The organism is Herbiconiux sp. VKM Ac-1786 (assembly GCF_015350805.1).
Taxonomy (GTDB): Bacteria; Actinomycetota; Actinomycetes; order Actinomycetales; family Microbacteriaceae; genus Herbiconiux.
The window spans coordinates 732,967-754,227 of the sequence record NZ_JADKSG010000002.1 but is presented as its reverse complement, the minus strand read 5'-3'; the positions used below and the strand labels follow the sequence as shown (position 1 = coordinate 754,227).

Annotated in this window: 20 protein-coding genes and 2 tRNA genes; 13 read left to right on the top strand and 9 right to left on the bottom strand. The window is 71.3% G+C overall.

The window, feature by feature from the left end; all coding sequences use genetic code 11:
• Window positions 1-8: 8 nt before the first annotated feature.
• The gene (def, locus tag ITJ64_RS14485) at window positions 9-614 is read right to left on the bottom strand and encodes a peptide deformylase (RefSeq protein WP_194681452.1); all 606 of its coding nucleotides are present in this window, start codon (window positions 612-614) and stop codon (window positions 9-11) included.
• 54 nt (window positions 615-668) lie between these two features.
• Here def and ITJ64_RS14480 point away from each other — a divergent pair, with 54 nt between their 5' ends.
• The 7 genes from ITJ64_RS14480 to ITJ64_RS14450 all read left to right on the top strand — a co-directional run bounded on the left by ITJ64_RS14480 (window position 669) and on the right by ITJ64_RS14450 (window position 8,217).
• On the top strand, window positions 669-1,571 hold the full coding sequence (locus tag ITJ64_RS14480) for a DMT family transporter (protein WP_194681451.1): 903 nt from the start codon (window positions 669-671) through the stop codon (window positions 1,569-1,571).
• A 70-nt stretch (window positions 1,572-1,641) separates the two neighbouring features.
• Complete coding sequence (locus ITJ64_RS14475) at window positions 1,642-2,901, top strand: glycosyltransferase (RefSeq protein ID WP_228508682.1); 1,260 nt, start codon at window positions 1,642-1,644, stop codon at window positions 2,899-2,901.
• 59 nt (window positions 2,902-2,960) lie between these two features.
• Window positions 2,961-3,034 (top strand) — tRNA-Ile (locus ITJ64_RS14470).
• 130 nt (window positions 3,035-3,164) lie between these two features.
• Window positions 3,165-3,323 (top strand): hypothetical protein, encoded by a 159-nt coding sequence (locus ITJ64_RS14465; RefSeq protein WP_194681450.1) that lies wholly within the window; start codon window positions 3,165-3,167, stop codon window positions 3,321-3,323.
• Window positions 3,324-3,473: 150 nt separating this feature from the next.
• Complete coding sequence (locus tag ITJ64_RS14460) at window positions 3,474-4,511, top strand: AAA family ATPase (protein WP_194681449.1); 1,038 nt, start codon at window positions 3,474-3,476, stop codon at window positions 4,509-4,511.
• Window positions 4,512-4,513: 2 nt separating this feature from the next.
• Window positions 4,514-5,773, top strand: coding sequence for a DUF58 domain-containing protein (locus ITJ64_RS14455; protein WP_194681448.1), 1,260 nt, complete (start codon window positions 4,514-4,516; stop codon window positions 5,771-5,773).
• Complete coding sequence (locus ITJ64_RS14450; RefSeq protein ID WP_194681447.1) at window positions 5,770-8,217, top strand: DUF3488 and transglutaminase-like domain-containing protein; 2,448 nt, start codon at window positions 5,770-5,772, stop codon at window positions 8,215-8,217. Before ITJ64_RS14455 ends, ITJ64_RS14450 begins: the two co-directional genes overlap by 4 nt.
• On the opposite strand, the gene ITJ64_RS14445 is transcribed toward ITJ64_RS14450, so the two are convergent.
• On the bottom strand, window positions 8,164-8,709 hold the full coding sequence (locus tag ITJ64_RS14445) for a PadR family transcriptional regulator (RefSeq protein ID WP_194681446.1): 546 nt from the start codon (window positions 8,707-8,709) through the stop codon (window positions 8,164-8,166). The genes ITJ64_RS14450 and ITJ64_RS14445 overlap by 54 nt on opposite strands.
• A 214-nt stretch (window positions 8,710-8,923) precedes the next feature.
• Between ITJ64_RS14445 and ITJ64_RS14440 the strand changes: the two genes are divergently transcribed.
• The gene (locus ITJ64_RS14440) at window positions 8,924-9,430 is read left to right on the top strand and encodes a DUF3145 domain-containing protein (protein ID WP_179548486.1); all 507 of its coding nucleotides are present in this window, start codon (window positions 8,924-8,926) and stop codon (window positions 9,428-9,430) included.
• A 36-nt stretch (window positions 9,431-9,466) separates the two neighbouring features.
• Here the strand turns inward: ITJ64_RS14440 and ITJ64_RS14435 are convergent, their stop codons facing one another.
• The 6 genes from ITJ64_RS14435 to aceE form a co-directional block, all read right to left on the bottom strand.
• A complete protein-coding gene (locus ITJ64_RS14435; protein ID WP_194681445.1) occupies window positions 9,467-10,705 on the bottom strand; it encodes a beta-ketoacyl synthase in 1,239 nt (412 codons plus the stop codon).
• A 104-nt stretch (window positions 10,706-10,809) separates the two neighbouring features.
• A complete protein-coding gene (locus tag ITJ64_RS14430) occupies window positions 10,810-11,058 on the bottom strand; it encodes an acyl carrier protein (protein WP_173181127.1) in 249 nt (82 codons plus the stop codon).
• A gap of 57 nt (window positions 11,059-11,115) precedes the next feature.
• Window positions 11,116-12,120, bottom strand: coding sequence for a beta-ketoacyl-ACP synthase III (locus ITJ64_RS14425; protein ID WP_194681444.1), 1,005 nt, complete (start codon window positions 12,118-12,120; stop codon window positions 11,116-11,118).
• A 38-nt stretch (window positions 12,121-12,158) separates the two neighbouring features.
• Window positions 12,159-13,079, bottom strand: a complete 921-nt coding sequence (locus ITJ64_RS14420) for an ACP S-malonyltransferase (RefSeq protein ID WP_194681443.1) — start codon at window positions 13,077-13,079, stop codon at window positions 12,159-12,161.
• 95 nt (window positions 13,080-13,174) lie between these two features.
• On the bottom strand, window positions 13,175-14,404 hold the full coding sequence (locus ITJ64_RS14415) for a CdaR family transcriptional regulator (RefSeq protein WP_194681442.1): 1,230 nt from the start codon (window positions 14,402-14,404) through the stop codon (window positions 13,175-13,177).
• Window positions 14,405-14,478: 74 nt separating this feature from the next.
• On the bottom strand, window positions 14,479-17,205 hold the full coding sequence (gene aceE, locus ITJ64_RS14410; RefSeq protein ID WP_194681441.1) for a pyruvate dehydrogenase (acetyl-transferring), homodimeric type: 2,727 nt from the start codon (window positions 17,203-17,205) through the stop codon (window positions 14,479-14,481).
• A gap of 210 nt (window positions 17,206-17,415) precedes the next feature.
• Here aceE and ITJ64_RS14405 point away from each other — a divergent pair, with 210 nt between their 5' ends.
• Genes ITJ64_RS14405 through ITJ64_RS14395 form a run of 3 tightly spaced genes read left to right on the top strand, consistent with a single transcriptional unit; the run spans window position 17,416 to window position 19,469 of the window.
• The gene (locus ITJ64_RS14405) at window positions 17,416-17,889 is read left to right on the top strand and encodes a peroxiredoxin (protein WP_194681440.1); all 474 of its coding nucleotides are present in this window, start codon (window positions 17,416-17,418) and stop codon (window positions 17,887-17,889) included.
• 48 nt (window positions 17,890-17,937) lie between these two features.
• On the top strand, window positions 17,938-18,573 hold the full coding sequence (locus tag ITJ64_RS14400) for a SatD family protein (RefSeq protein ID WP_228508681.1): 636 nt from the start codon (window positions 17,938-17,940) through the stop codon (window positions 18,571-18,573).
• On the top strand, window positions 18,570-19,469 hold the full coding sequence (locus ITJ64_RS14395) for a hypothetical protein (RefSeq protein ID WP_194681439.1): 900 nt from the start codon (window positions 18,570-18,572) through the stop codon (window positions 19,467-19,469). Before ITJ64_RS14400 ends, ITJ64_RS14395 begins: the two co-directional genes overlap by 4 nt.
• A gap of 32 nt (window positions 19,470-19,501) precedes the next feature.
• On the opposite strand, the gene ITJ64_RS14390 is transcribed toward ITJ64_RS14395, so the two are convergent.
• Window positions 19,502-20,206 (bottom strand): hypothetical protein, encoded by a 705-nt coding sequence (locus ITJ64_RS14390; protein ID WP_194681438.1) that lies wholly within the window; start codon window positions 20,204-20,206, stop codon window positions 19,502-19,504.
• 49 nt (window positions 20,207-20,255) lie between these two features.
• On the opposite strand from ITJ64_RS14390, the gene ITJ64_RS14385 reads away from it, so the two are divergent.
• Both ITJ64_RS14385 and ITJ64_RS14380 read left to right on the top strand, forming a co-directional pair.
• Window positions 20,256-20,328: transfer RNA gene (locus ITJ64_RS14385), tRNA-Val, on the top strand.
• 76 nt (window positions 20,329-20,404) lie between these two features.
• Window positions 20,405-21,247, top strand: coding sequence for an SDR family NAD(P)-dependent oxidoreductase (locus tag ITJ64_RS14380; protein ID WP_194681437.1), 843 nt, complete (start codon window positions 20,405-20,407; stop codon window positions 21,245-21,247).
• Window positions 21,248-21,261 lie beyond the last annotated feature (14 nt).

The following is a 21,261-nucleotide window of genomic DNA, read 5'->3' as shown; positions in this document are numbered from 1 at the left end:
GCGAACGACTAGGCGTCGAGCTCGTCGACCCCGGGCAGCCAGGCCAGCCCCGGCACGCCCCAGCCCTTCTTGCGCTCGATCTTGCGGGCCACCTTGGCGTACACGGGATCGATGCGGTCGACGTAGAGCAGCCCGTCGAGGTGGTCGAACTCGTGCTGGAAGATACGCGCGAGCCACCCCTCGGCCTCGATCTCGTAGGGCCGGCCGTCGAGGTCGGTGGCCCGGAGGATGGCCGCCTCGCCCCGCACCAGCGGGAACCGCTCACCGGGGAACGACAGGCAGCCCTCGGACTCGGTGTCGGGATCGGCCGGCTCCACCGACGTGGGCGTGATGAAGAGCTCGGGGTTGATGGCCACGCCCCGGTACTCGCGGAGGGTGCGGGTGTCGTCTCCCTCGCCCGTGTCCTCCTCGCCCGTGTCCTCGGTGTAGGAGAAGACGAACAGGCGCAGCGGCACGCCGACCTGCGGACCGGCGAGGCCCACGCCGGGCGCCGCATCCATGGTCTCGAACATGTCGGCCACGAGGGCGCGGAGCTCGTCGTCGATGACGGCGACGGGGGAGGCGGGCGTGTGCAGCACCGGATCGCCGGAGATCCGAATCGGGAGAACGGCCATTCGCTAAGCCTAACCGCGGCGCCCGCACGGTACTGTCGACGGGTGCCTCTCGACATGCTTCAGCTGACCGAGCCGATCGATCTCGACCCGAAGCAGTTCATCGGCATCCCGCTCGCCCTCGTCGGAGCCGTCTTCCTCAGCCTCGGTGCGCAGTTCCAGCACCGCGGCGTCGCGAAGGTCGAGGCGAGGACGAACCAGGCCGACAAGGGCCTGAACGGCCGCCAGATGATGGCGCTGCTCGGCCGGCCGTCCTGGGTGCTCGGCACCGTCATGCTCGGCCTCGCGATCGTCTTCCAGCTCACCAGCCTCGGTTTCTCGCCCATCATCGTGGTGCAGCCGCTCGGTGCGGTCGCGCTCGTGATCACGGCGGTGCTGAACTCCCGCGTGAGCAAGGTCAAGCTCAACCGCAGCTCGATCGTCTCGATCATGCTGTGCGTCGGCGGCGTGGGGCTGTTCGTGCTGGTCGCCGCCTTCACCGCGGTCGACAAGCCGGTGGGCACCCGCGAGCTCATCGTCATCCTGATCGTGCTCGCGGTCGTGCTGGCGCTGTTCGCGGTGGGCTTCGCGTTCCTCCGCCGCCGCTTCAAGGCCATCGCCTACATCGTGGGCGCCGGCGTGCTCTACGGCTTCGTCGCCACGCTCGCGAAGGTCGTGATCAGCCGCATCTTCCAGGCCGACTTCGAGTGGCTCACCGTGCTGGCCCTGATCGGCCTGCTGGCCGCCGCGGCGCTCGGCGGCTACTTCGTGCAGAATGCCTACTCGTCCGGCCCGCCCGACCTCGTGATCGCCGGCCTTACCGTGATCGACCCGCTCGTCGCGGTCGGCATCGGCATCCTCGTGCTCGGCGAGGCGTCGCAGGCGCCGCTCTGGGCGATGTTCGCCTTCATCGCCTGCGGCGCGGTGGCGGTCGTCGGCGTGTTCGGGCTGGCGCGCTACCATCCTCAGGCACAGCACTAGGGTAGTTTTCTCCACAACCCGCGGTGTCCGCCGTCGTGCGGCCCGCCCCCATTCCAAGGAAGACGACGGTTTGACTGACTCCCGTGATCCGAACACCGCACCGGATGCCCGGCCGGCACCCGGCACGACGGACCGGCCGCTGCGCATCCTGATCGGCGCCGACACCTTCTCGCCCGACGTCAACGGCTCGGCCCGCTTCTCCGAGCACCTCGCCTCGGGTCTCGCCTCGCGCGGACACGAGGTGCACGTCGTGGCGCCCTCCGCCGGCCGCAAGCACGGCACCTGGAAAGAGGTCTACGACGGCCAGGTGATCACCGCGCACCGCCTGTACAGCTGGCGCTGGTACCCGCACGACTGGCTGCGCTTCGCGATGCCGTGGCGCATCCGGCAGAACAGCGCCCGCATCATCGACGAGGTGCAGCCCGACGTGGTGCACTTCCAGTCGCACATCATCATCGGCCGCGGGCTCTCGACCGAGGCCGAGAAGCGCGGCATCCGCATCGTCGGCACGAACCACTTCATGCCCGAGAACATGCTCGCGTTCACGGGCATCCCGAAGTTCCTGCAGAACTGGGCGATCGGGCTCGCGTGGGCCGCGGCCCGGCGCTCGTTCGTGCGCGCCGACGCCGTCACCGCCCCCACCCGGCGCGCCGCCGACTACTTCGAGAAGGAGACCGGCCTGCACGACGTCTACGCCATCTCCTGCGGCGTCGACGCCTCCCTCTTCAAGCCCGACTTCGCACCGCGCGCCGAGAACCGGGTGATCTTCGTCGGCCGCGTGACCGGTGAGAAGCACCTCGACGTGCTGCTCAAGGCCATCCAGCTGCTGCCCGCCTCGCTCGACGTGAAGCTCGACATCGTCGGCGGCGGCGACCAGCTGAAGAACCTGCAGGCCATGGCCCAGCAGCTCGGCATCGGCGACCGCGTCAGCTTCACCGGCTACGTCACCGAGGAGGAGAAGCAGCGCCTGTACACGCGCGCCACCGTCTTCGCCATGCCCTCGATCGCCGAGCTGCAGAGCATCGCGACCATGGAGGCGATGGCGAGCGGGCTGCCCGTGGTCGCCGCCGACGCCATGGCGCTGCCGCACCTCGTGCACGACGGCGAGAACGGCTACCTCTTCGCCCCGGGCGACGCCCAGGCGCTGGCCGACCGGCTGGAGCGCGTGCTCACCCTGCCGAAGGAGGAGCTCGACCGCTTCAAGAACGAGTCGCTGCACATCGTGGAGGCCCACGACATCCAGCGCACGCTCACGACGTTCGAGCACATCTACCGCGGGGAGGCCGTGCCCGAGGCGCCGCACCCCGTGTCGAGCACGCCGCCGGCCTGAGCGAGGCCGCGGGGCAGGGTATCGTTGTCTCGATTCCGCGGCTGCCCGGCCGCGGTCTCGGGGCGGTAGCTCAGCTGGTCAGAGCAGCGGACTCATAATCCGTCGGTCACGGGTTCAAGTCCCGTCCGCCCTACCGATGTCCTGCGCCCTGTAGCCCATCGGCGCCTGTGACCCACCGACACCCTGTGACCAATCCGGGGGGCACCCCGCTCCGAAGAACCCTCGACGGGACGTCCCGTCAGCGGTCGGCAGCGGAGGGGCGCATGGCGGAACGAGACGTGAAGAAGGACTTCCGGCGGCCCGAGCTGTCGACGCCGTGGCAGAGGCTGTCGGGACACCGGGCGTTCGCGCCGGTCGTCGTCGTCGCGGCCCTCCTGATCACGAGCGTGCTCGTCTACCTCGCCCTGCAGCGCTTCCTCTGAGCGCCTCCGGGCACCAGCCAGCGTGTGAGCCGTCTATGCAGCCCCTGAGTATGGGGTGAAATTGTCGGCCCTGGCGCTTATCGTGATTGTCATGCGCGTGCCCACCCCGGCCCGTCCCTGCATCGCCGTCGATCGAGGAGACCCCCGCCCGTGACATCCGAAGCCCTCACCTCCTCGCCGCCTGCCACCTCGGCGGGTGCGGGAGCCCCGCTCAGCCTCGACGAGTTCGGGCGGCACACGGGCGCCATCCTCGACAACCTCGAACGGGTGATCGACGGCAAGACCGAGGCCGCCACGCTGGCCCTGATCGTGCTCATCGCCGAGGGCCACCTGCTGGTCGAGGACGTGCCGGGCGTCGGCAAGACCACCCTGGCGAAGGCTCTCGCCACGAGTGTCGGATGCACGGTCAGCCGCATCCAGTTCACCCCCGACCTCCTGCCCTCCGACGTGACCGGAGTCTCCATCTACAACCAGGTCGACCACGCCTTCGAGTTCAAGCGGGGCGCCGTGTTCGCCAACATCGTCATCGCCGACGAGATCAACCGCGCCTCGCCCAAGACCCAGTCGGCCCTGCTGGAGTGCATGGAGGAGCAGCAGGTCTCGGTCGACGGCACGACGCATCCGCTCGAACCGCCCTTCATCGTGGTCGCCACGCAGAACCCGATCGAGATGGAGGGCACCTACGCCCTGCCCGAGGCCCAGCGCGACCGCTTCATGGCGCGCATCTCGATGGGCTACCCCGACGCGGCCGCCGAGCTGTCGATGCTGCACCACCGCGAGTCGCGCAGCCCGATGGAGAGCCTGCGGGCCGTCGTCGACAAGCGCCGGCTCGCCGAGCTGATCGACACCGCCCGGGCCATCTACGTCAGCCGGGCGGTCGAGTCGTACGTCGTGTCCATCGTGCAGGCCACCCGCACGCATCCCGAGTTCCGCCTCGGCGCGAGCCCCCGCGGCACCCTGCACCTCGTGCGCGCCGCCAAGGTGCTCGCCGCCCTGCGCGGCCGCGAGTTCGTGGTGCCCGACGACATCAACGAGCTCGTCGTGCCGATCCTCGCCCACCGCATCGTCGCCACCCGTCGCGCCGCCAGCGACACCCGCGGCGGCGGCACCGAGGCCATCGCCACCGCGCTCCGCGCGATCGTCGCGGCCACACCGGTGCCGCTGAACCGCTCCCGCCCGTCGGCCTGACCGTGCCCACACCCCGTCCCACCCGCTCCCTGCCGCGCCTGACCGCGCGCGGCTGGGGCTTCGTCGCAGCCGGCGTCGTCGTGCTCGTGCTGACCCAGCTGTTCCGCCGCCAGGAGCTCGCCTACCTCGCCTGCTTCCTGCTCGCCGTGCCCCTGCTCTCGCTCGCCTGGGTGGCGCTGCGGCGAATCGCGATCACCGTGCGCCGCCGGTTCAGCCCCGAGTCGGGCACCGTGGGCCAGGCCGTCACGGTCTCGATGTTCCTGCAGAACTGGGGGAGCCTCCGCACTCCCGCCGCCGCCTGGCGCGAGCGCACGGCTCCGCCGCTCGAGCCCGCTCCGCCCGCCCTGTTCCCGCCGCTCGAGCGCTACTCCTCCTCGACGCTCGACGAGCCGCCGGTGCAGCGGCTGGACTACCCGCTCGACACGGGCCGGCGGGGCGAGCATCCGATCGGCCCGCTCGAGCTCACGCTCACCGACCCCTTCGGCTGCGCCACGCGACGGCTCGGCTTCGGCGGCACCGACACCGTGCTGATCACCCCGACGGTGTACGAGCTGGCGCGCATCGACCTGCGGCTGTCCACCGGCGACGGCGCCGAGCAGGTCTCGCGCCGGCTCGTGGGTGCGGGGGAGCAGGACGTGATCGCGCGCAAGTACCTCCCCGGTGACTCGATGCGGCGCGTGCACTGGCCCGCCACCGCCAAGCACGGCGAGCTGATGGTGCGGCAGGACGACCAGCGCAACGACCAGGACGCGGTCATCCTGCTCGACGCCCACTCCTTCGTGCCGGGCGACGACTTCGAGTGGGCCGTCAGCACCATGGCATCCATCGCCGTGCACCTGATGAGCGAGGGTTTCGGCGTGCGGCTCGTCGGCCACGGCGCCGGAGACGGCGCCGAGGTGCTCGTGGCACCGTTCGGGGCGTCGCGCGCGGTGCGCGAGCTCGCCCGCACCGGCCCCGACGCGGTGCACGACGCGAGCGACTTCCGGGCCGCCGTCGACGAGGCGGCGCTCACCTCGCCCGACGCCCCGCCCGTGTTCGCCATCGTGTCGAGCGCGCCCGGTGCCGCCGACCGCATCCGGGGCCTCGCCGCCATGTCCTCGCACGCCGTCGTCTTCGTGGTCGGTGAGACGGATGCCCGGGCCACCGCCGCGCCCGTCTCCGCCGAGCTGCGCTCGTCGGGCTGGACCGTGGTCGACTGCTCTCCCGACGAGAGCCTGCCCGCCCTCTGGCGGTCGCTCGGCGAGGCGCGGGGGCTCGCATGAGCACCGTCCTGCGCCCGCCCGCTCCCTCGGCGGCACCCGGAGGCTCGCCGCGCGACCGTTCCCGCCCCGCGCCGGCGGGCGGCGGAGGCCGTGGCGATCGGCCGACGAGCGAGCGCGGACGCGCATCCGCCGCCCGTCGCCGCGAACGGCGGGGAGCCTGGAAGACGACGCTCGCCGTCGGCCTGACCATGGGCTTCGCCCTGTTCAGCCTCTCGCCGCTCCTGCAGGGTGTCGGCTGGTGGCTCGCCACCATGGCGATGGTCGTCGTGCTGCTCGGCGTCTCGGCGCTGCTGCGCGCCCGCGGGGTGCCCGAGGTGGTGGTGATCGGCGCGGCGGTGCTCGTCTGGGTGGCGATCGTCGTGCTGCTGTACGCCCCCGGAACCACCTGGCTGGTGCTGCCGACCCTCGACACCGTCGCCGACATCTCGGCCGACCTCGCGGCCGCGCGGGAGTCGATCGCGGTGCAGGAGGTGCCCGCCGTCGCCGTGCCCGAGCTGACGCAGCTGCTGGTCATGTCGATCGGGCTGATCGCGCTCGTCAGCGACGAGCTGGCCAACGGCCTCCGGGTGCCCGCGCTCAGCGGCACCGGCCCGCTCGCCGTGCTCACCATCGCGCCCCTGGTGCGGCGGGACGAGCCGCAGGTGCTGGTGTACGTGCTCACCGGGCTCGCGTTCCTGCTGGTGCTGTGGACGGGGGCGCGCATCGGGATGGGGGCGCGAACCGGGTCGGGCTTGCGCACGGGGCCCACCACGGGCATCCGGCCCACCGCGGGCGGCCGCAACCCGGCGCTCGCCCTGGGGCTCGCCGCCGCGGCCGTCGCCGCGATGGTCGTGCTGCCCACGGTGACGCCCGGGCTCACCGCCCGCGATCTCACCGAGCAGGGCGACGGCACCCCGTTCGCGTCGACCTACGCCACCGGCGTCGACCCCACGATCCAGCTCGGCCGCGACCTGCGCCGCAGCGACCCGGTGCTCTCCCTCACCTACTCGACGTCCTCCGAGGAGGGCCTCTACCTCAAGATGGTGAACCTGAGCGACTTCTCGGGCGGCACCTGGCAGCCCGAGGCGCCCTACGACGGCGTCTCCTACGAGGGGCAGCAGTTCGGCACGCCGCCGGGCCTCGCCGCCGACGTGCCGGTCACCGACGTCAGCACCAGCGTCTCGATCGCGGCGCTCCGCAGCGACTGGCTGCCGCTGCCCTACCCGAGCCAGCAGGTCGACTCGCTGAGCGGCAACTGGCTGATCACGCCGAACACGTTCACGGTCACCGACCTGCAGGGCGACACCCGGGGCATCAACTACGAGGTCACGAGCCTCGCGGTCGCGCCGACCGCCGAGCAGCTCGCCACCGCCGGCGCCACCGTGCCCGACGACCTCGCCGGTTACCTGGCACTTCCGGGCGACCTGCCGCCGGTCATCGCGCAGGAGGCCTCGACGGTCACCGCCGGAGCGGCGACGAACTACGACCGGGCGGTCGCGCTGCAGGAGTTCTTCCGCTCGGGGCAGTTCCGCTACTCGCTCGCCGCGCCCGCCTCGAACGGCTACGACGGCAGCAATGCCGAGATGATCGCCGCCTTCCTCGAGAAGAAGGAAGGCTACTGCGTGCACTTCTCGGCCGCGATGGCCGTGATGGCGCGCACGCTCGGCATCCCCTCGCGCATCGCGGTGGGCTACGCACCCGGACAGACCGCCGACAGCACGGCCGATGGCCGGCCGGTGTACGAGGTCTACACCGACCAGCTGCACGCCTGGCCCGAGCTGTACTTCGAGGGCATCGGCTGGCTGCCCTTCGAGCCGACACCGGGGCTGAACATCACGCCCCCCGACTACAGCCTCCCCGACTACGCGCAGCAGTCGACGACCGGGTCGACCGCTCCGGCGCCGAGCTCCACCTCCACGGCGACGAACACCGCCGGCCCCGAACGCGGCGACGTCGGCGCCACCCAGTCGGCCGAGCAGCAGGTGCTCGCGCAGGTGCGCGGCTGGTCGATCTTCGCCGGGGTGCTCGTGGCCGTGGCGCTGATCGTGCTGGCGCCCTTCGCGGCCCGCCGGCTCGTGCGCCGCGGGCGCCTCCGCCGCCTCGCCACCGACCCGCAGCCGGGCACGCTCGCCTGGCTCGAGCTCGAGGACACCCTGGACGACCACCGGCTGCAGCGCTCGCACGGCGACACGCTCGCCGACGTCGAGCAGCGCCTGACGGCCGAGAACATGGTGCCGGTCGACGCCCTCGTGCGGCTGCGGGTGGCGGCCGAGTTCGAGCAGTACGCCCCGCCCGGCAGCGCGAGCGACGAGACCCGTGCCCGCATCGGGCGCGACCTCGAGGCCGTGATCAGCGGGCTCGACGCCCAGGCGCAGCCGCGTGACCGGGCGCTCGCGCGATACCTGCCGGTGTCACTCTGGCGGCGTCGCCGGTCGGCGGCCTCGACGGGGGCGCTCGTTCCGTAGCGGGGTGGCGAGGGCCTCGAGGCCGCCCGGCAGCGCCTCGAGGTCGTCGAGCCAGGCCAGGGCGGCCGTGGCGAGCCGTCGTCGCGCGAGCTCGCCGGGGGAGTGCCCCTCGGCCGCGGTCGCCTCGCGCCGCCAGGCCGTGCGGTAGCGCGCGACGAGTGCCGGGGCCCCCTCGTGCCCGAGGCTCGTGGCCAGCAGCACCTTGAACGTGGTGTCGCCCCAGGGGTCGGCGCCGTCGGTCGACGCGTCGGCCAGCCAGGCCTCGGCGGCGGCGGCGCCCTCGTCGGTGAGGCCGTAGAGCGGCAGCCCGTCGTCGGTGGCTCCGGATGCCCGCACGAGCCCCGCCGTGACGAGCCGGTCGAGCGTCGAGTAGATCTGGCCCACGTTCACCCGTCCGACGCGCTCCGTGCGCTCCTCGAGCTCGCCGTGCAGCTGCAGGCCGTAGGCGTCGGTGGCGGTCAGCACCGCCAGGATGCCCGATCGGATCGACATGCTGCTCCTCCCGCCCGGCCGTCCGGGCGCTCACCCGGAATTGTTCACTCCGTAGACAATCGCGAGTCTAGGCTGTGAGGTTCGCGAACCGCGGATGACACGGTTGTGATTCGGGGATCGGCACTGGCACAATGAGATCACAACTGGATAGCACCGCCATCACTGCGTTCACAGAGGCCGTTGGGGAAGACGTCCCTCACGAACGGAGAAGAAAATGGCGGCGAACGGTGCTCGCGGAGTGGTCTACGTCCACTCCGCTCCCCGCGCGCTCTGCCCCCACATCGAGTGGGCCGCAGGTCGCGCTATCGGTCGTGCGGTGAACTTCGACTGGATCGAGCAGCCCGTGCTGCGCGGCACCCAGCGGGCCGACTTCTACTGGGAGGGCGAGCCCGGCACGGGCGCCGCCATCGCCTCGGCCCTGCGCGGCTGGGAGCACCTGCGCTACGAGGTGACCGAGGAGCCCAGCGAGGGCACCGACGGCGGCCGGTGGATGCACACGCCCGACCTCGGCGTCTTCTACGCGCAGGTCGACAGCGCGGGCAACACCGTCATCCCGGAGGACCGTATCCGCAGCGCCATGGAGTCGGCCGGAACCAACGCCCTCGAGCTGCACCGCGAGCTGCGGCTCGCCCTCGGCCAGGCGTGGGACGACGAGCTCGAGCCCTTCCGCTACGCCAGCGACATGTCGCCCGTGGTCTGGCTGCACCGCTCCTTCGGCTGACGCCCGCCCGCGGGGGCGGGCATCAGCTCACACGGGTCAGGCCGTCTTGAAGGCGATGACGGCGTTGTGGCCGCCGAAGCCGAAGGAGTTGCTGATCGCCACGAGGTCGCCCTCGGGGAGGGTGCGCGGCTCGCGCACCACGTCGAGCGGGATGGCCGGGTCGGCCTCGGTGAGGTTGATCGTCGGCGGCGCGGTGCGCTCGTGCAGCGCCAGCACCGTGAAGATCGCCTCGATGCCACCGGCACCGCCCAGGAGGTGACCGGTCGAGGCCTTCGTGGCCGACACCGGGATGCCCGCCAGACGCTCGCCGAACACGTGCTCCATCGCCTTGTACTCCGCGATGTCTCCGACCGGGGTCGAGGTGGCGTGGGCGTTGATGTGCGCGACGTCGTCGAGCGAGTAGCCGGCGTTCGAGATGGCCGCGAGCATCGCGCGGGCCGCCGCCGAACCCTCGGGGTCGGGAGCGGTGATGTGGTACGCGTCGCTCGTGACCGCTCCGCCGAGCAGCTCGGCGTAGATGCGGGCGCCGCGGGCCAGCGCGTGCTCCTCGGTCTCGAGCACGAGGGCGGCGCCGCCCTCGCCGAGCACGAAGCCGTCCCGGGTGAGGTCGTAGGGGCGCGAGGCGGTGGCGGGGTCGTCGTTGCGCTTGGACAGCGCCTGCATCGACGCGAACGAGGCGATCGGCAGCGGGTGGATGGCCGCCTCCGACCCTCCGGCGATGATGATGTCGGCGAGACCGGCCTGCAGGTGGTCGTAGGCGTTGGCGATCGACTCCGTGCTGGAGGCGCAGGCCGAGACGACGGTGCGGGCACCGGCGCGGGCGCCGAGCGACATCTCGATGGCGGCGGCCGGGCCGTTCGGCATGAGCATCGGCACGGTCATCGGGAGCACGCGGCGCGGCCCCTTCTCGCGCAGGGTGTCCCACGCGTCCAGCAGCGTCCAGACGCCGCCGATGCCGGTGGCCCAGTCGACGCCGAAGCGCTCGGGAACGACCTCGGGGGAGCCGGCGTCGGCCCAGGCCTCACGCGCGGCGATGAGCGCGAACTGGCTGCCCGGGTCGAGGCGCTTGGTCTCGATGCGCTCCAGCACCTCGGAGGCGGGGACGCGGGCCTGAGCGGCGAAGGTCACGGGCAGCTGGTTCTCGGCCACCCAGGCCTGCTCGAGGGTCGACGCGCCGGACTGGCCGGCGAGGAGGTTCTGCCACGACTCGCGGGCGGTTCCGCCGAGGGGCGATGTCGTGCCGATTCCGGTGACGACGATCTTCTTCGTGCTCATGGTGAAACTTTCTGTGGGTGGTCAGTCCAGGACAGGGGGGTGCGCAGTGCGGCCGGCAGGATCGGGCATCACGCCGACGATCCTGCCGACCAGCCGCTCGGGTGTCAGCCCTGGGCCGCGACGATGAAGCTGACGGCGTCGCCGACGGTCTTCAGGTTCTTGACCTCTTCGTCGGGGATCTTCACGTCGAACTTCTCTTCGGCGTTCACGACGATGGTCATCATCGAGATGGAGTCGATGTCGAGGTCGTCGGTGAAGGACTTGTCCAGCTCGACGGTGTCGGTGGCGATGCCGGTCTCGTCGTTGATCAGCTCGGCCAGGCCGGCCAGGACTTCTTCGGTGGACAATGCCATTGTTCTTCTCCTTGGGGGTGTGATTTTGACCGAGTCTCAGTGTAGTCGGGCGCCGGACTACGGCAGCACGACCACCTGGGCGCCGAAGACCAGACCGGCGCCGAAGCCGATCTGCAGCGCGAGCCCGCCCGAGAGCCCGGGCTGCTCCTCGAGCAGCCGGTGCGTCGCGAGCGGGATGGACGCGGCCGAGGTGTTGCCGGTGGTGGCGATGTCACGGCCGATGGCGACCGTGTCGGGGAGCTTCAGCTGCTTGGCGAATTCGTCGATGATGCGCATGTTCGCCTGGTGCGGGATGAACGCGGCCAGGTCGTCGACGGTGATGCCGGCGGCCTCGATGGCCTGGTTCGCGACCTTGACCATCTCCCAGACGGCCCAGCGGAAGACCGCCTGGCCGTTCTGGCGCAGCGTCGGCCACTCCGACTCCTGGTCGCGGAAGCCGATGTTGGTGCCGGTCATGTAGATCTCGTCGCGCTTCGTGGCGTCCGAGCCCCAGATGGTCGGGCCGATGCCGACCGAGTCGCTCGGGCCGATGATCGCGGCGCCGGCGCCGTCGCCCAGCAGGAAGGAGATGGAGCGGTCGGTCGGGTCGACGAACTCCGAGAGCTTCTCGGCGCCGATCACGAGCACGTACTCGGCGAGACCGGCGCGGATCAGCGAGTCGGCCTGGCCGATGCCGTAGGCGTAGCCGGCGCAGGCCGCGCTGATGTCGTAGGCGGCGGCCAGCGGTGCGCCGATCCGCTCGGCCACCTGGGTGGCGAGTGACGGGGTGATGACCGGGTTGGAGATGGTGGAGACGAGGATCGCACCGATCTGGGAGGGGGCGATGCCCGCGCCCTCGATGGCCTCCAGCGAGGCGCTCTGCGCCAGGTCGACGGCGAGCACGTCGTGCGAGGCGCGCTTGCGCTCGATGATGCCGGTGCGCTGCCGGATCCACTCGTCGGAGGAGTCGATCGGGCCGACCAGGTCGTCGTTCGGAACCGAGATGTCGCCGCGGGCGGCGCCGATCGCGTAGATGCGGGTGAACTGCGGTCCGGTGGACTGCTTCAGGGTGGGCGTGGTCATACGGGTTCTCGCTGCCTTTCCGTCTGTGATGCGGTCGCTCAGGCGGCCTGGTCGATGAGCTCGATGGCCTGCGGCAGGTCGTCGGGCGTCTTCACGGCGACGGCGGGCACGCCCTTGAGCCCGCGCTTCGCCAAGCCGGTGAGGGCACCGGCGGGGGAGACCTCGATCAGCCCGGTGACCCCGGCCGCGGCGAACGACTCCATGCAGAGGTCCCAGCGAACCGGCGAGGAGACCTGGCCGACGAGGAGCTCGACGAAGCGGGAGCCGCTCGTCACGGCCGAGCCGTCGTGGTTCGTCCAGATCGGGAGGGTCGGATCGGCCGGTGCGAGCGTCGCGGCGACGGCCGCGAGGCGCTCGACGGCCGGAGCCATGTAGTGGGTGTGGAAGGCGCCCGCGACCTGCAGCGGGATGACCCGCACTCCGCGGGGAGCGCGCTCCGCCAGGGCGGCCAGGGCCTCGGGAGCACCGGCGACGACGATCTGGCCGCCGCCGTTGTAGTTGGCGGGGATGACCCCGACCTCGTCGAAGAGCTCGAGCAGCACGGCCTGCTCGCCGCCGACCACGGCGCTCATGCCGGTCGTGGTGAGGGCGGCCGCGTCGGCCATCGCGCGGCCCCGCTCGCCCACGAAGCGCATGGCGTCGGTCTCGCTCAGGATGCCCGCCCCCGCCGCCGCCGTGATCTCGCCCACGGAGTGGCCGGCGATGCCGCCCACCTTCTCGCGGCGCCCGTCGGCGAACAGGGTGCGCAGCGTCAGCAGCCCGGCCGCCACGATCAGCGGCTGCGCCACCGCGGTGTCGCGGATGGTGTCGGCGTCGCTCGTGGTGCCGTGCGCGACGAGGTCGGACGAGGCGGCGGCTCCCAGCTCGGCGAGCGTGTCGCGGAACGAGGACTCGGCGATCCAGGGCTCGAGGAAGCCGGGGGTCTGGGACCCCTGGCCGGGGCACACGACGACAATCATTGCTTCAGTCTCCCAGGTGTTCGGTCGGAGTCCGTGTCGACGAGGGCCAACAGTCTCCGAGATCCATTGTCGAAGGTATACAGAACGGGGGTGGCTCAGCGCCGATGGCCCGGCGAGTCGTGATCGTTCATCGATCCGAGGATGAGCGCCGACTGCAGGATGAGGGCCTCGCGGGCGCCGGTGGCGTCCCAGCCGATGACCTGGGTGACCCGCTTCAGACGGTACCGCACGGTGTTGGGGTGTACGAACAGCTCGCGGGCGGTCGCCTCGAGCGAGCGGCCGTTGTCGAGGTAGCACCAGAGGGTGGTCATCAACTCCGGCGACTGGTCCTGCAGCGGACGGTAGACCCGGTTGACGAGGGTGGAGCGGGCGAGCGGGTCGCCCGCGAGGGCCCGCTCGGGCAGCAGGTCGTCGGCGAGCATCGGGCGCGGGGCGTTCCGCCAGGCGCGGGCGACCGCGAAGCCGGCGAGAGCCGCCTTGGCGCTGCGGGACGCGTCGACGACGCTCGGCACCTCGTGGCCGAGCACGAGGTAACCCGGTCCGAAGCCCGGCTCGAGCTGCGTGGCGATGTCGAGGAAGGAGAGGGCCGGTTCGGCAGGAGCCGTGTCTGCCGCGGGATCGCCGGTCTGGGCATCCGGGATCTGCTCGTACGAGGAGGCCGGCTGGGCGCGCCCGATGACGAGCACGAGGCGGCCGCCCTGCACCCCGATCAGGAGATCGGCGTTCAGGTGCCGGGCCGTGCGGCGCAGCTGGTCGACGTCGAGCTGGCGGGGCGTCGTGCCGACCAGCACGCTGACCTCGCCGTGGCCGTGCCAGCCGAGGGCCGCGATGCGGGAGGGTAGCTCGTCGTCGTACTCGCCGCTCAGGATGCTGTCGACGACGAGGGCCTCGAGCCGGGCGTCCCAGAGGCCACGGGCCTCGGCAGCTCGGGCGTAGACGTCGGCGGCGGCGAAGGCGATCTCGCGCGAGTAGAGCAGGATCGCCTCGCGGAGGGAGGCGTCGGTGCCGCGGACGCGCTCCTCGACGACCTCGACCACCACGCGGATGAGCTGCAGGGTCTGCTGCAGGCTCACCGAGCGGAGGAGCTCACGGGGGGCCGAGCCGAAGACGTCGGCGGCGATCCAGGTGGTGGTGGTGGGGTCGTCGTACCACTGGATGAACGACTTGATGCCCTGCTGGGCCACCAGCCCGACGGCCGAACGCCGCCCCGGAGGCATGTCGCCGTACCAGGGCAGCGTGGCGTCGAGCTTCTTGATCGTCGCGGTCGAGAGCTCGCCCGAGATGGTGCGCAGCCACGCGAGTGTCTGCTCCTTGGTCTTAGGCATCGGCGCCTCCCGGGATGAACCCGCGGGGCCCTGGGCCCTCGACCGCGATCGATCGTGTGATCATCTGCTCCGGGTCAGCTCTCGCCGCCCGCCGAGCCGGAGGTGCCGGCGGTGACGTCGTAGAGGCGGTACTTCTCGATCGCCCAGGACGGAGCGTTCTGGTCGACTTCGCCGCGGGCCGCGAGCTGCTCGAGCACGCGCACCACGACCGAGGGGCCGTCGATCTTGAAGAAGCGACGAGCGGCCGGACGCGTGTCGGAGAAGCCGAAGTCGTCGGCGCCGAGCGTGGCGTACTCACCGGGCACGAACTGACGGATCTGGTCGGGCACCGCGTGCATGTAGTCGCTCACGGCCACGAACGGACCGTGCGCATCCTGCAGCTTGGTGGTGACGTAGGCCGTCTGACGCTCCTCGGTGGGGTGCAGGAAGTTGTGCGACTCGGCCCGCAGACCGTCGCGGCGCAGCTCGCCCCACGAGGTGACCGACCAGACGTCGGCCGACACACCCCAGTCGTTGGCCAGCAGCTCCTGCGCCTCGAGGGCCCACGGCACCGCCACGCCGGAGGAGAGGATCTGGGCCTTCGGGCCCTCGATCCAGCCCGACTTCAGGCGGTAGATGCCGCGCACGACGCCTTCGACGTCGAGCCCCTCGGGCTCGGCCGGCTGCACGTGCGGCTCGTTGTAGACCGTCAGGTAGTACATGACGTTCGGGTCTTCGTGCTGACCGCCGTACATGCGCTCCAGGCCCGACCGCACGATGTGGTTGAGCTCGTAGCCGTAGGCCGGGTCGTAGCTCACCACCGCGGGGTTGGTCGACGCGAGCAGCGGCGAGTGGCCGTCGGCGTGCTGCAGGCCCTCACCCGTCAGGGTGGTGCGGCCGGCGGTGGCGCCGATCACGAAGCCGCGGGCCATCTGGTCGCCCGCCGCCCACAGGGCGTCGCCCGTGCGCTGGAAGCCGAACATCGAGTAGAACACGTAGATCGGGATGAGCGGCTCGCCCTGGGTCGAGTAGCTCGTGCCGATCGCGGTGAACGACGCCATGGCGCCGGCCTCGTTGATGCCCACGTGGATGATCTGGCCCTGGGGGCTCTCCTTGTAGGCCAGGAGCAGCTCCCGGTCGACGGAGGTGTAGGTCTGGCCCTTGGGGTTGTAGATCTTGTTCGACGGGAAGAAGGCGTCCATGCCGAAGGTGCGCGCCTCGTCGGGGATGATCGGCACCACGCGGTTGCCGAAGTCCTTCGAGCGGGTCAGGTCTTTCAACAGGCGCACGAAGGCCATCGTCGTGGCGATCTCCTGCGTGCCGGAGCCCTTCTTCAGGGTCTGGTAGCTGGAGTCGTCGGGGAGATTGACGGGGGTGTACTTCGTGCGGCGCTCGGGCAGGTAGCCGCCGAGCGCGCGGCGGCGCTCGTGCAGGTACTGGATGGCCTCGTCGTCCTCGCCCGGCTTGTAGTACGGCGGCAGGTACGGGTTCTCCTCGAGCTGCGCGTCGGAGATGGGGATGTGCATCTCGTCGCGGAACATCTTGAGGTTGTCGAGGGTCATCTTCTTCATCTGGTGGGTCGCGTTGCGGCCCTCGAACGACGGCCCCAGGCCGTAGCCCTTGATCGTGTGCGCCAGGATGACGGTGGGCTGGCCCTTGTGCTCGGACGCCGCCTTGAAGGCCGCGTAGACCTTGCGGTAGTCGTGGCCGCCGCGCTTGAGGTTCCAGATCTCGTCGTCGGAGTAGGTCTCGACGAGCTTCAGGGCGCGCGGGTCGCGGCCGAAGAAGTTCTCGCGCACGTAGGCGCCCGACTCGGCCTTGTAGGTCTGGAAGTCGCCGTCGGGAACCGTGTTCATCAGGTTCAGCAGCGCACCGTCGGTGTCGCGGGCGAGCAGGTCGTCCCACTCGCGGCCCCAGATGACCTTGATGACGTTCCAGCCGGCACCGCGGAAGAAGCTCTCGAGCTCCTGGATGATCTTGCCGTTGCCGCGCACCGGGCCGTCGAGCCGCTGCAGGTTGCAGTTGATCACGAAGTTCAGGTTGTCGAGGCCGTCGTTCGCGGCGACCTGGAGCTGGCCGCGGCTCTCGACCTCGTCCATCTCGCCGTCGCCGAGGAACGCCCAGACCTGCTGGTCGGACGCATCCTTGATGCCGCGGTTGGTGAGGTACTTGTTGGCCTGGGCCTGGTAGATCGCGTTGATCGGGCCGAGGCCCATCGAGACCGTGGGGAACTGCCAGAACTCGGGCATCAGCCGCGGGTGCGGGTAGGAGCTGAGGCCGCCGCCGGGGTGCGACTTCTCCTGGCGGAAGCCGTCGAGCTGGTTCTCGTCGAGCCGGCCCTCGAGGTAGGCGCGGGCGTAGGTGCCGGGGGAGGCGTGGCCCTGGATGAAGATCTGGTCGCCGCCGCCCGGGTGGTCCTGGCCGCGGAAGAAGTGGTTGAAGCCCACCTCGTAGAGCGCTGCGCTCGACGCGTAGGTCGAGATGTGGCCGCCGACGGCGATGCCGGGGCGCTGCGCACGGTGCACGGTCATGGCCGCGTTCCACCGGATCCACGCCCGGTACTTGCGCTCGAGCGCCTCGTCACCCGGGAAGGGCGCCTCGTTCTCGGGCGCGATGGTGTTGATGTAGTCCGTCGTCGGAACCATCGGGACACCGAGGTGCAGTTCTTTCGAGCGCTTCAGCAGGCTGAGCATGATGTCGCGTGCTCGGCCGTGGCCGCGGGCTTCGACGAGCGCGTCGAGCGACTCGTTCCACTCGGCGGTCTCTTCGGGATCGGAGTCGATGTGCCCCGAGGAGTACGGGTCCTGGTCGTTGACAGTCACCGGCGACCTCTCTTCTGTTGTTTACAGATCTGTTCTCGTCGGGCGCCCTTGCCAGGATGGGGTTCGGAACGCCACCGACAAGCCTACTGACTTAAACCGGGGATACCGCGCCGTGCGGCGAGCCCACAGCGCTTGGAGTTCATCACGCAGAGGTCTAACATGGCTTGCGCGTTTGCCGAGAGACACCCGGCAGCGGAAAGGCAGCCGATCATGGCTTTGGAGAACGACACCCTCGCTCCCGATTTCGACCTCCCCAACCAGTACGGGGAGCGCATCCGGCTCAGCCAGTTCCAGGGCAAGAAGCCCGTGGCCCTGGTGTTCTTCCCGCTCGCCTTCTCCGGCGTCTGCACGAGCGAGCTCTGCGCGCTCGAGGACAACATCTCGCTCTTCGACGACGCGAATGTGAAGCTCATCGGCATCTCCGTCGACTCCAAGGCCACTCTCCGCGCCTGGGCCGAGAAGGAGGGCTACGACTTCGACCTCGTCGCCGACTTCTGGCCGCACGGCGACGTCGCGAAGGACTACGGGGTGTTCCTGGACGAGAAGGGCTTCGCCAACCGCGCGACCTTCCTGATCGACACGAACCGCATCATCCGCGCCTCGTTCATCACCGCGCCGGGTGAGGCCCGGTCGATCGCCGCCTACCGCGCCGCCCTCGAGGACCTGCTGCCCGCCCGCGTCTGAATAAGCCATCACCTTATATTCGCGAAATATAAGCGCTAGACTTATGCGATGAGCTCCGAACGCGCAGCGGTGATCGTGGACATCGTCGATTCGAAGAAGATCGCCGACCGTCAGCAGACGCAAGCCGCCCTCGAGCGGGCGTTCGCCGGCGTCGACGAGCTGGTGCCCGGCACCGAACCGCTCGTCGCCACGGTCGGCGACGAGTTCCAGGCGGTCTATCCCACCCTCGGTTCGGCCCTGGAGGCGACCCTCGCGGCCCGGCTCGCGCTGCCCGAGGGCGTCGACTGCCGCTTCGGCGTCGGCTGGGGCGAGCTGCGCGAGGTCGGCCGCGGCACCCGGGGCGCCGTGCAGGACGGCTCGGCCTGGTGGCACGCCCGCGCGGCCATCGAGGAGGCACACGAGCGCGAGGACTCCCGCACCCCGACACTCCGCAGCTGGTTCGCGAGCGAGGGCGACCCCCGGCTCACGGCCACCGTGAACGCCTACCTACTCACCCGCGACCACGTGGTCAGCGCCATGAGCCCCCGCGCCCGCCGCCTCACCTACGGCACCCTGCAGGGGCGCGTGCAGTCCGAGCTGGCCGAGCGGGAGGGCATCTCCCAGGGGGCGGTGTCGCAGTCGCTCCGGCGCTCGGGCGGCATGAGCGTGCTCACGGCCACCGCCGCGCTGAAGGCGGCGCTGTGATACTCGCGGCGGTGCTGCTCGCGCTCATCGGCAGTGCCGACATCGCCCGCGCCGGGCTGGTTCCGGATGCGCGACCGCGCGCCCGCGCCGGCGTCGCCGTGCTCATCGTGCTGATCTGGGCCGTGCTGCTCGGGCTGGCGGCCACGGGGCTCGGCGTGCCTCCGCTCTGGCTCGCGCTGCCCGTGGTGCTGGCTCTGGGGTGGATCGTCTCGACCGCGGCCGACGCTGGCGCCCGACCGGCGGGGAGCCCGGCGGTGGCTCCGTCGCGGCACCCCCGGCTGCGCATCCTGCCCGCCCTCGCCGTGCTGCTGGTGCTCGCCGGGTCGTTCTTCTGGAACCCGCTCGCCGCGGCGCCGTCGGGGTACCTCGTCTACGGGCTGGCGCAGTCGCCGGTGCGGGCGGTGGCGGGGCTGGGGATCTCGACGGTCGTGCTCGGGGCGGGCATCCTGCTGTTCCTGGTGGAGAGTGCCAACATCGTGGTGCGCTCGGCGCTGCGGCCCGCGCTGTTCGACGGGGTGGAGGCGGCCGAGGAGCCGCCGGTCGACGGGGGCGGACGGACCCTGGAGGTCGAGACCCCCGGGCCGTTCTTCGCGCGCAGCCGGGTCGTCGTGCGCGAGGGGGAGCCCGCGGGGTCGGTCGTGCCGACGGTCGCCGACCTGCGGGGCGGGCGCCTGATCGGGCCGCTCGAGCGGCTGCTGATCGTCGCGCTGTCGCTCGTCGGGGCGCTGCCGATCGTCGCCGGGCTGCTCGCGGCCAAGGGCATCGTGCGATTCCCCGAGATCTCGAACGACCGGGCGGGCGGGTCGAAGGCCGAGTACTTCCTCGTGGGCAGCTTCGTCAGCTGGGCGCTGGCGCTGCTGGCCGCCGGGGCGCTCTGGCTATCAGCCCACAGCTGATAATCGGCCTATATCAGCTCTGGGCTGATGTCTCAGCCAAGCAGGCTGACGCCGCGAGCGATGACGAGGGCCAGCAGCACGAAACCGGCGAAGGCCTCGAGGCCCATCAGCAGCTTGGTGCGGTGGGTCAGCGGCATCGTGTCGGTGGGGCTGAACGCCATCGAGTTCGACAGCGAGAAGTAGAGGTAGTCGACGAAGCCCGGCCGCCAGTTGCTCGACTTCGAGGAGTGGGCGGCGACCTCGTCGATGGCGTCGTCGTCCTCGTCCTGGGGGAAGCGGAAGTCGGCGGGCGGCAGCTCGCGGCGGGAGCGCTGCGTGCGCACCACGGGGCCGCCGCGGTCGAGCTCCCAGAACAGCAGCGCGAAGCCGATCACGTTCGTCAGCCAGATCTCGAGGGCGCCGAGCAGCAGGGTCGGCCCGTCCTCGCCGTTCTGCACGAGCATGGTGATCAGCACCACGAGCAGCACCTGGTTCGTCAGCCCGATCACGAGCGTCAGCGCGAGCCCCAGCCGCCGCGACGCCGCGGTCTCGCGCACCAGCCGGTGCGGGTTGATCACCACCACCGCCATCAGCAGGGCCACGCAGAGCGCGATCACCCCGTAGCGCACGGTGCCGAACAGGTTCGGCGGCAGCAGCGCGTAGCAGCTCAGGATGACCAGCACCCCGATCGCGGCCGGCCACCGGTGCTCGGCCTGCGCCCGCTCTGTCGTGGCGCTCTCGCCGCCGTCGTCCGTCACGCTCCGCAGTCTAGGCGGCTAAGCTTGTCGTGCCTGCCCACGCGCGCAGGGGCCTTTAGCTCAGTTGGTAGAGCGCCACGTTTACACCGTGGATGTCATCGGTTCGAGCCCGGTAGGGCCCACCTCACCGTCACCGGATCGCACCACCCGTTCCGCCAGACCGCCACCAGGACGGTCCGCGGGTGCCAGGGTGGGGGGATGAGTGCGGAGCGGGTCGTCGTCGTGACCGGGGCGAGTTCGGGGATCGGGGCCGTGGTGGCCGATCAGGCCGCCGGGCGGGGCGACCGCGTCGCGGTCGTGGGGCGGGACGCGGGGCGCACGCGGAGCGTCGCCCGGCGGGTGGGCGGCGAGGCGTTCGTCGCCGACTTCGCGCGGCTCGACGAGGTGCGCGGGCTCGCGGATGCCCTGCACGAGCGCTACGGCGCGGTCGACGTGCTGCTGGCTAACGCCGGCGGCCTCGTCTCGAAGCGCGGCACGACCGTCGACGGGCACGACCTCGGCTTCCAGGTGAACCACTTCGCGCCGTACCTCCTCATGCGCCTGATGCTGCCGGCGCTGCGCGCAGCCGCCGACGAAGGGCGCGACGCGCGCGTCGTCGCGACGGCGAGTGCCGCGAACCGGTGGGGGCGCATCCGCTTCGACGACCTCGAGGGCCGGCGGCGGCCGTGGTTCGGCGGGTGGCTGCCGTACTGCACCGCGAAGCTGGCGGTGGTGCTGACGATGAAGGAGCTGGCGCGGCGCGAGAGCGCCGTGCAGGCGTTCAGCGTGCATCCGGGAGCCGTGGTGACCTCGTTCGGCAGCGACTCGGTGCTGATCCGGGTGGGCACGGCGCTGACCGGCGGGCACTGGGGCACCACCCCCGAGGCGGGTGCGGCGCCGCTGGACGCACTCGTCTCCGACGGCCCGGTTCCGGCGCCGAGCGGCACCTACTTCGACGGGCTCAAGGCCGGAGGCCGCACGGCGCGGCAGGCCGACGACGCCGACGTGGCGCGCGAGCTGTGGGAGCGCTCGGCCGAGCTCGTGGGCCTTCCGTCCCGCTAGGGCGCGGGCGCCCC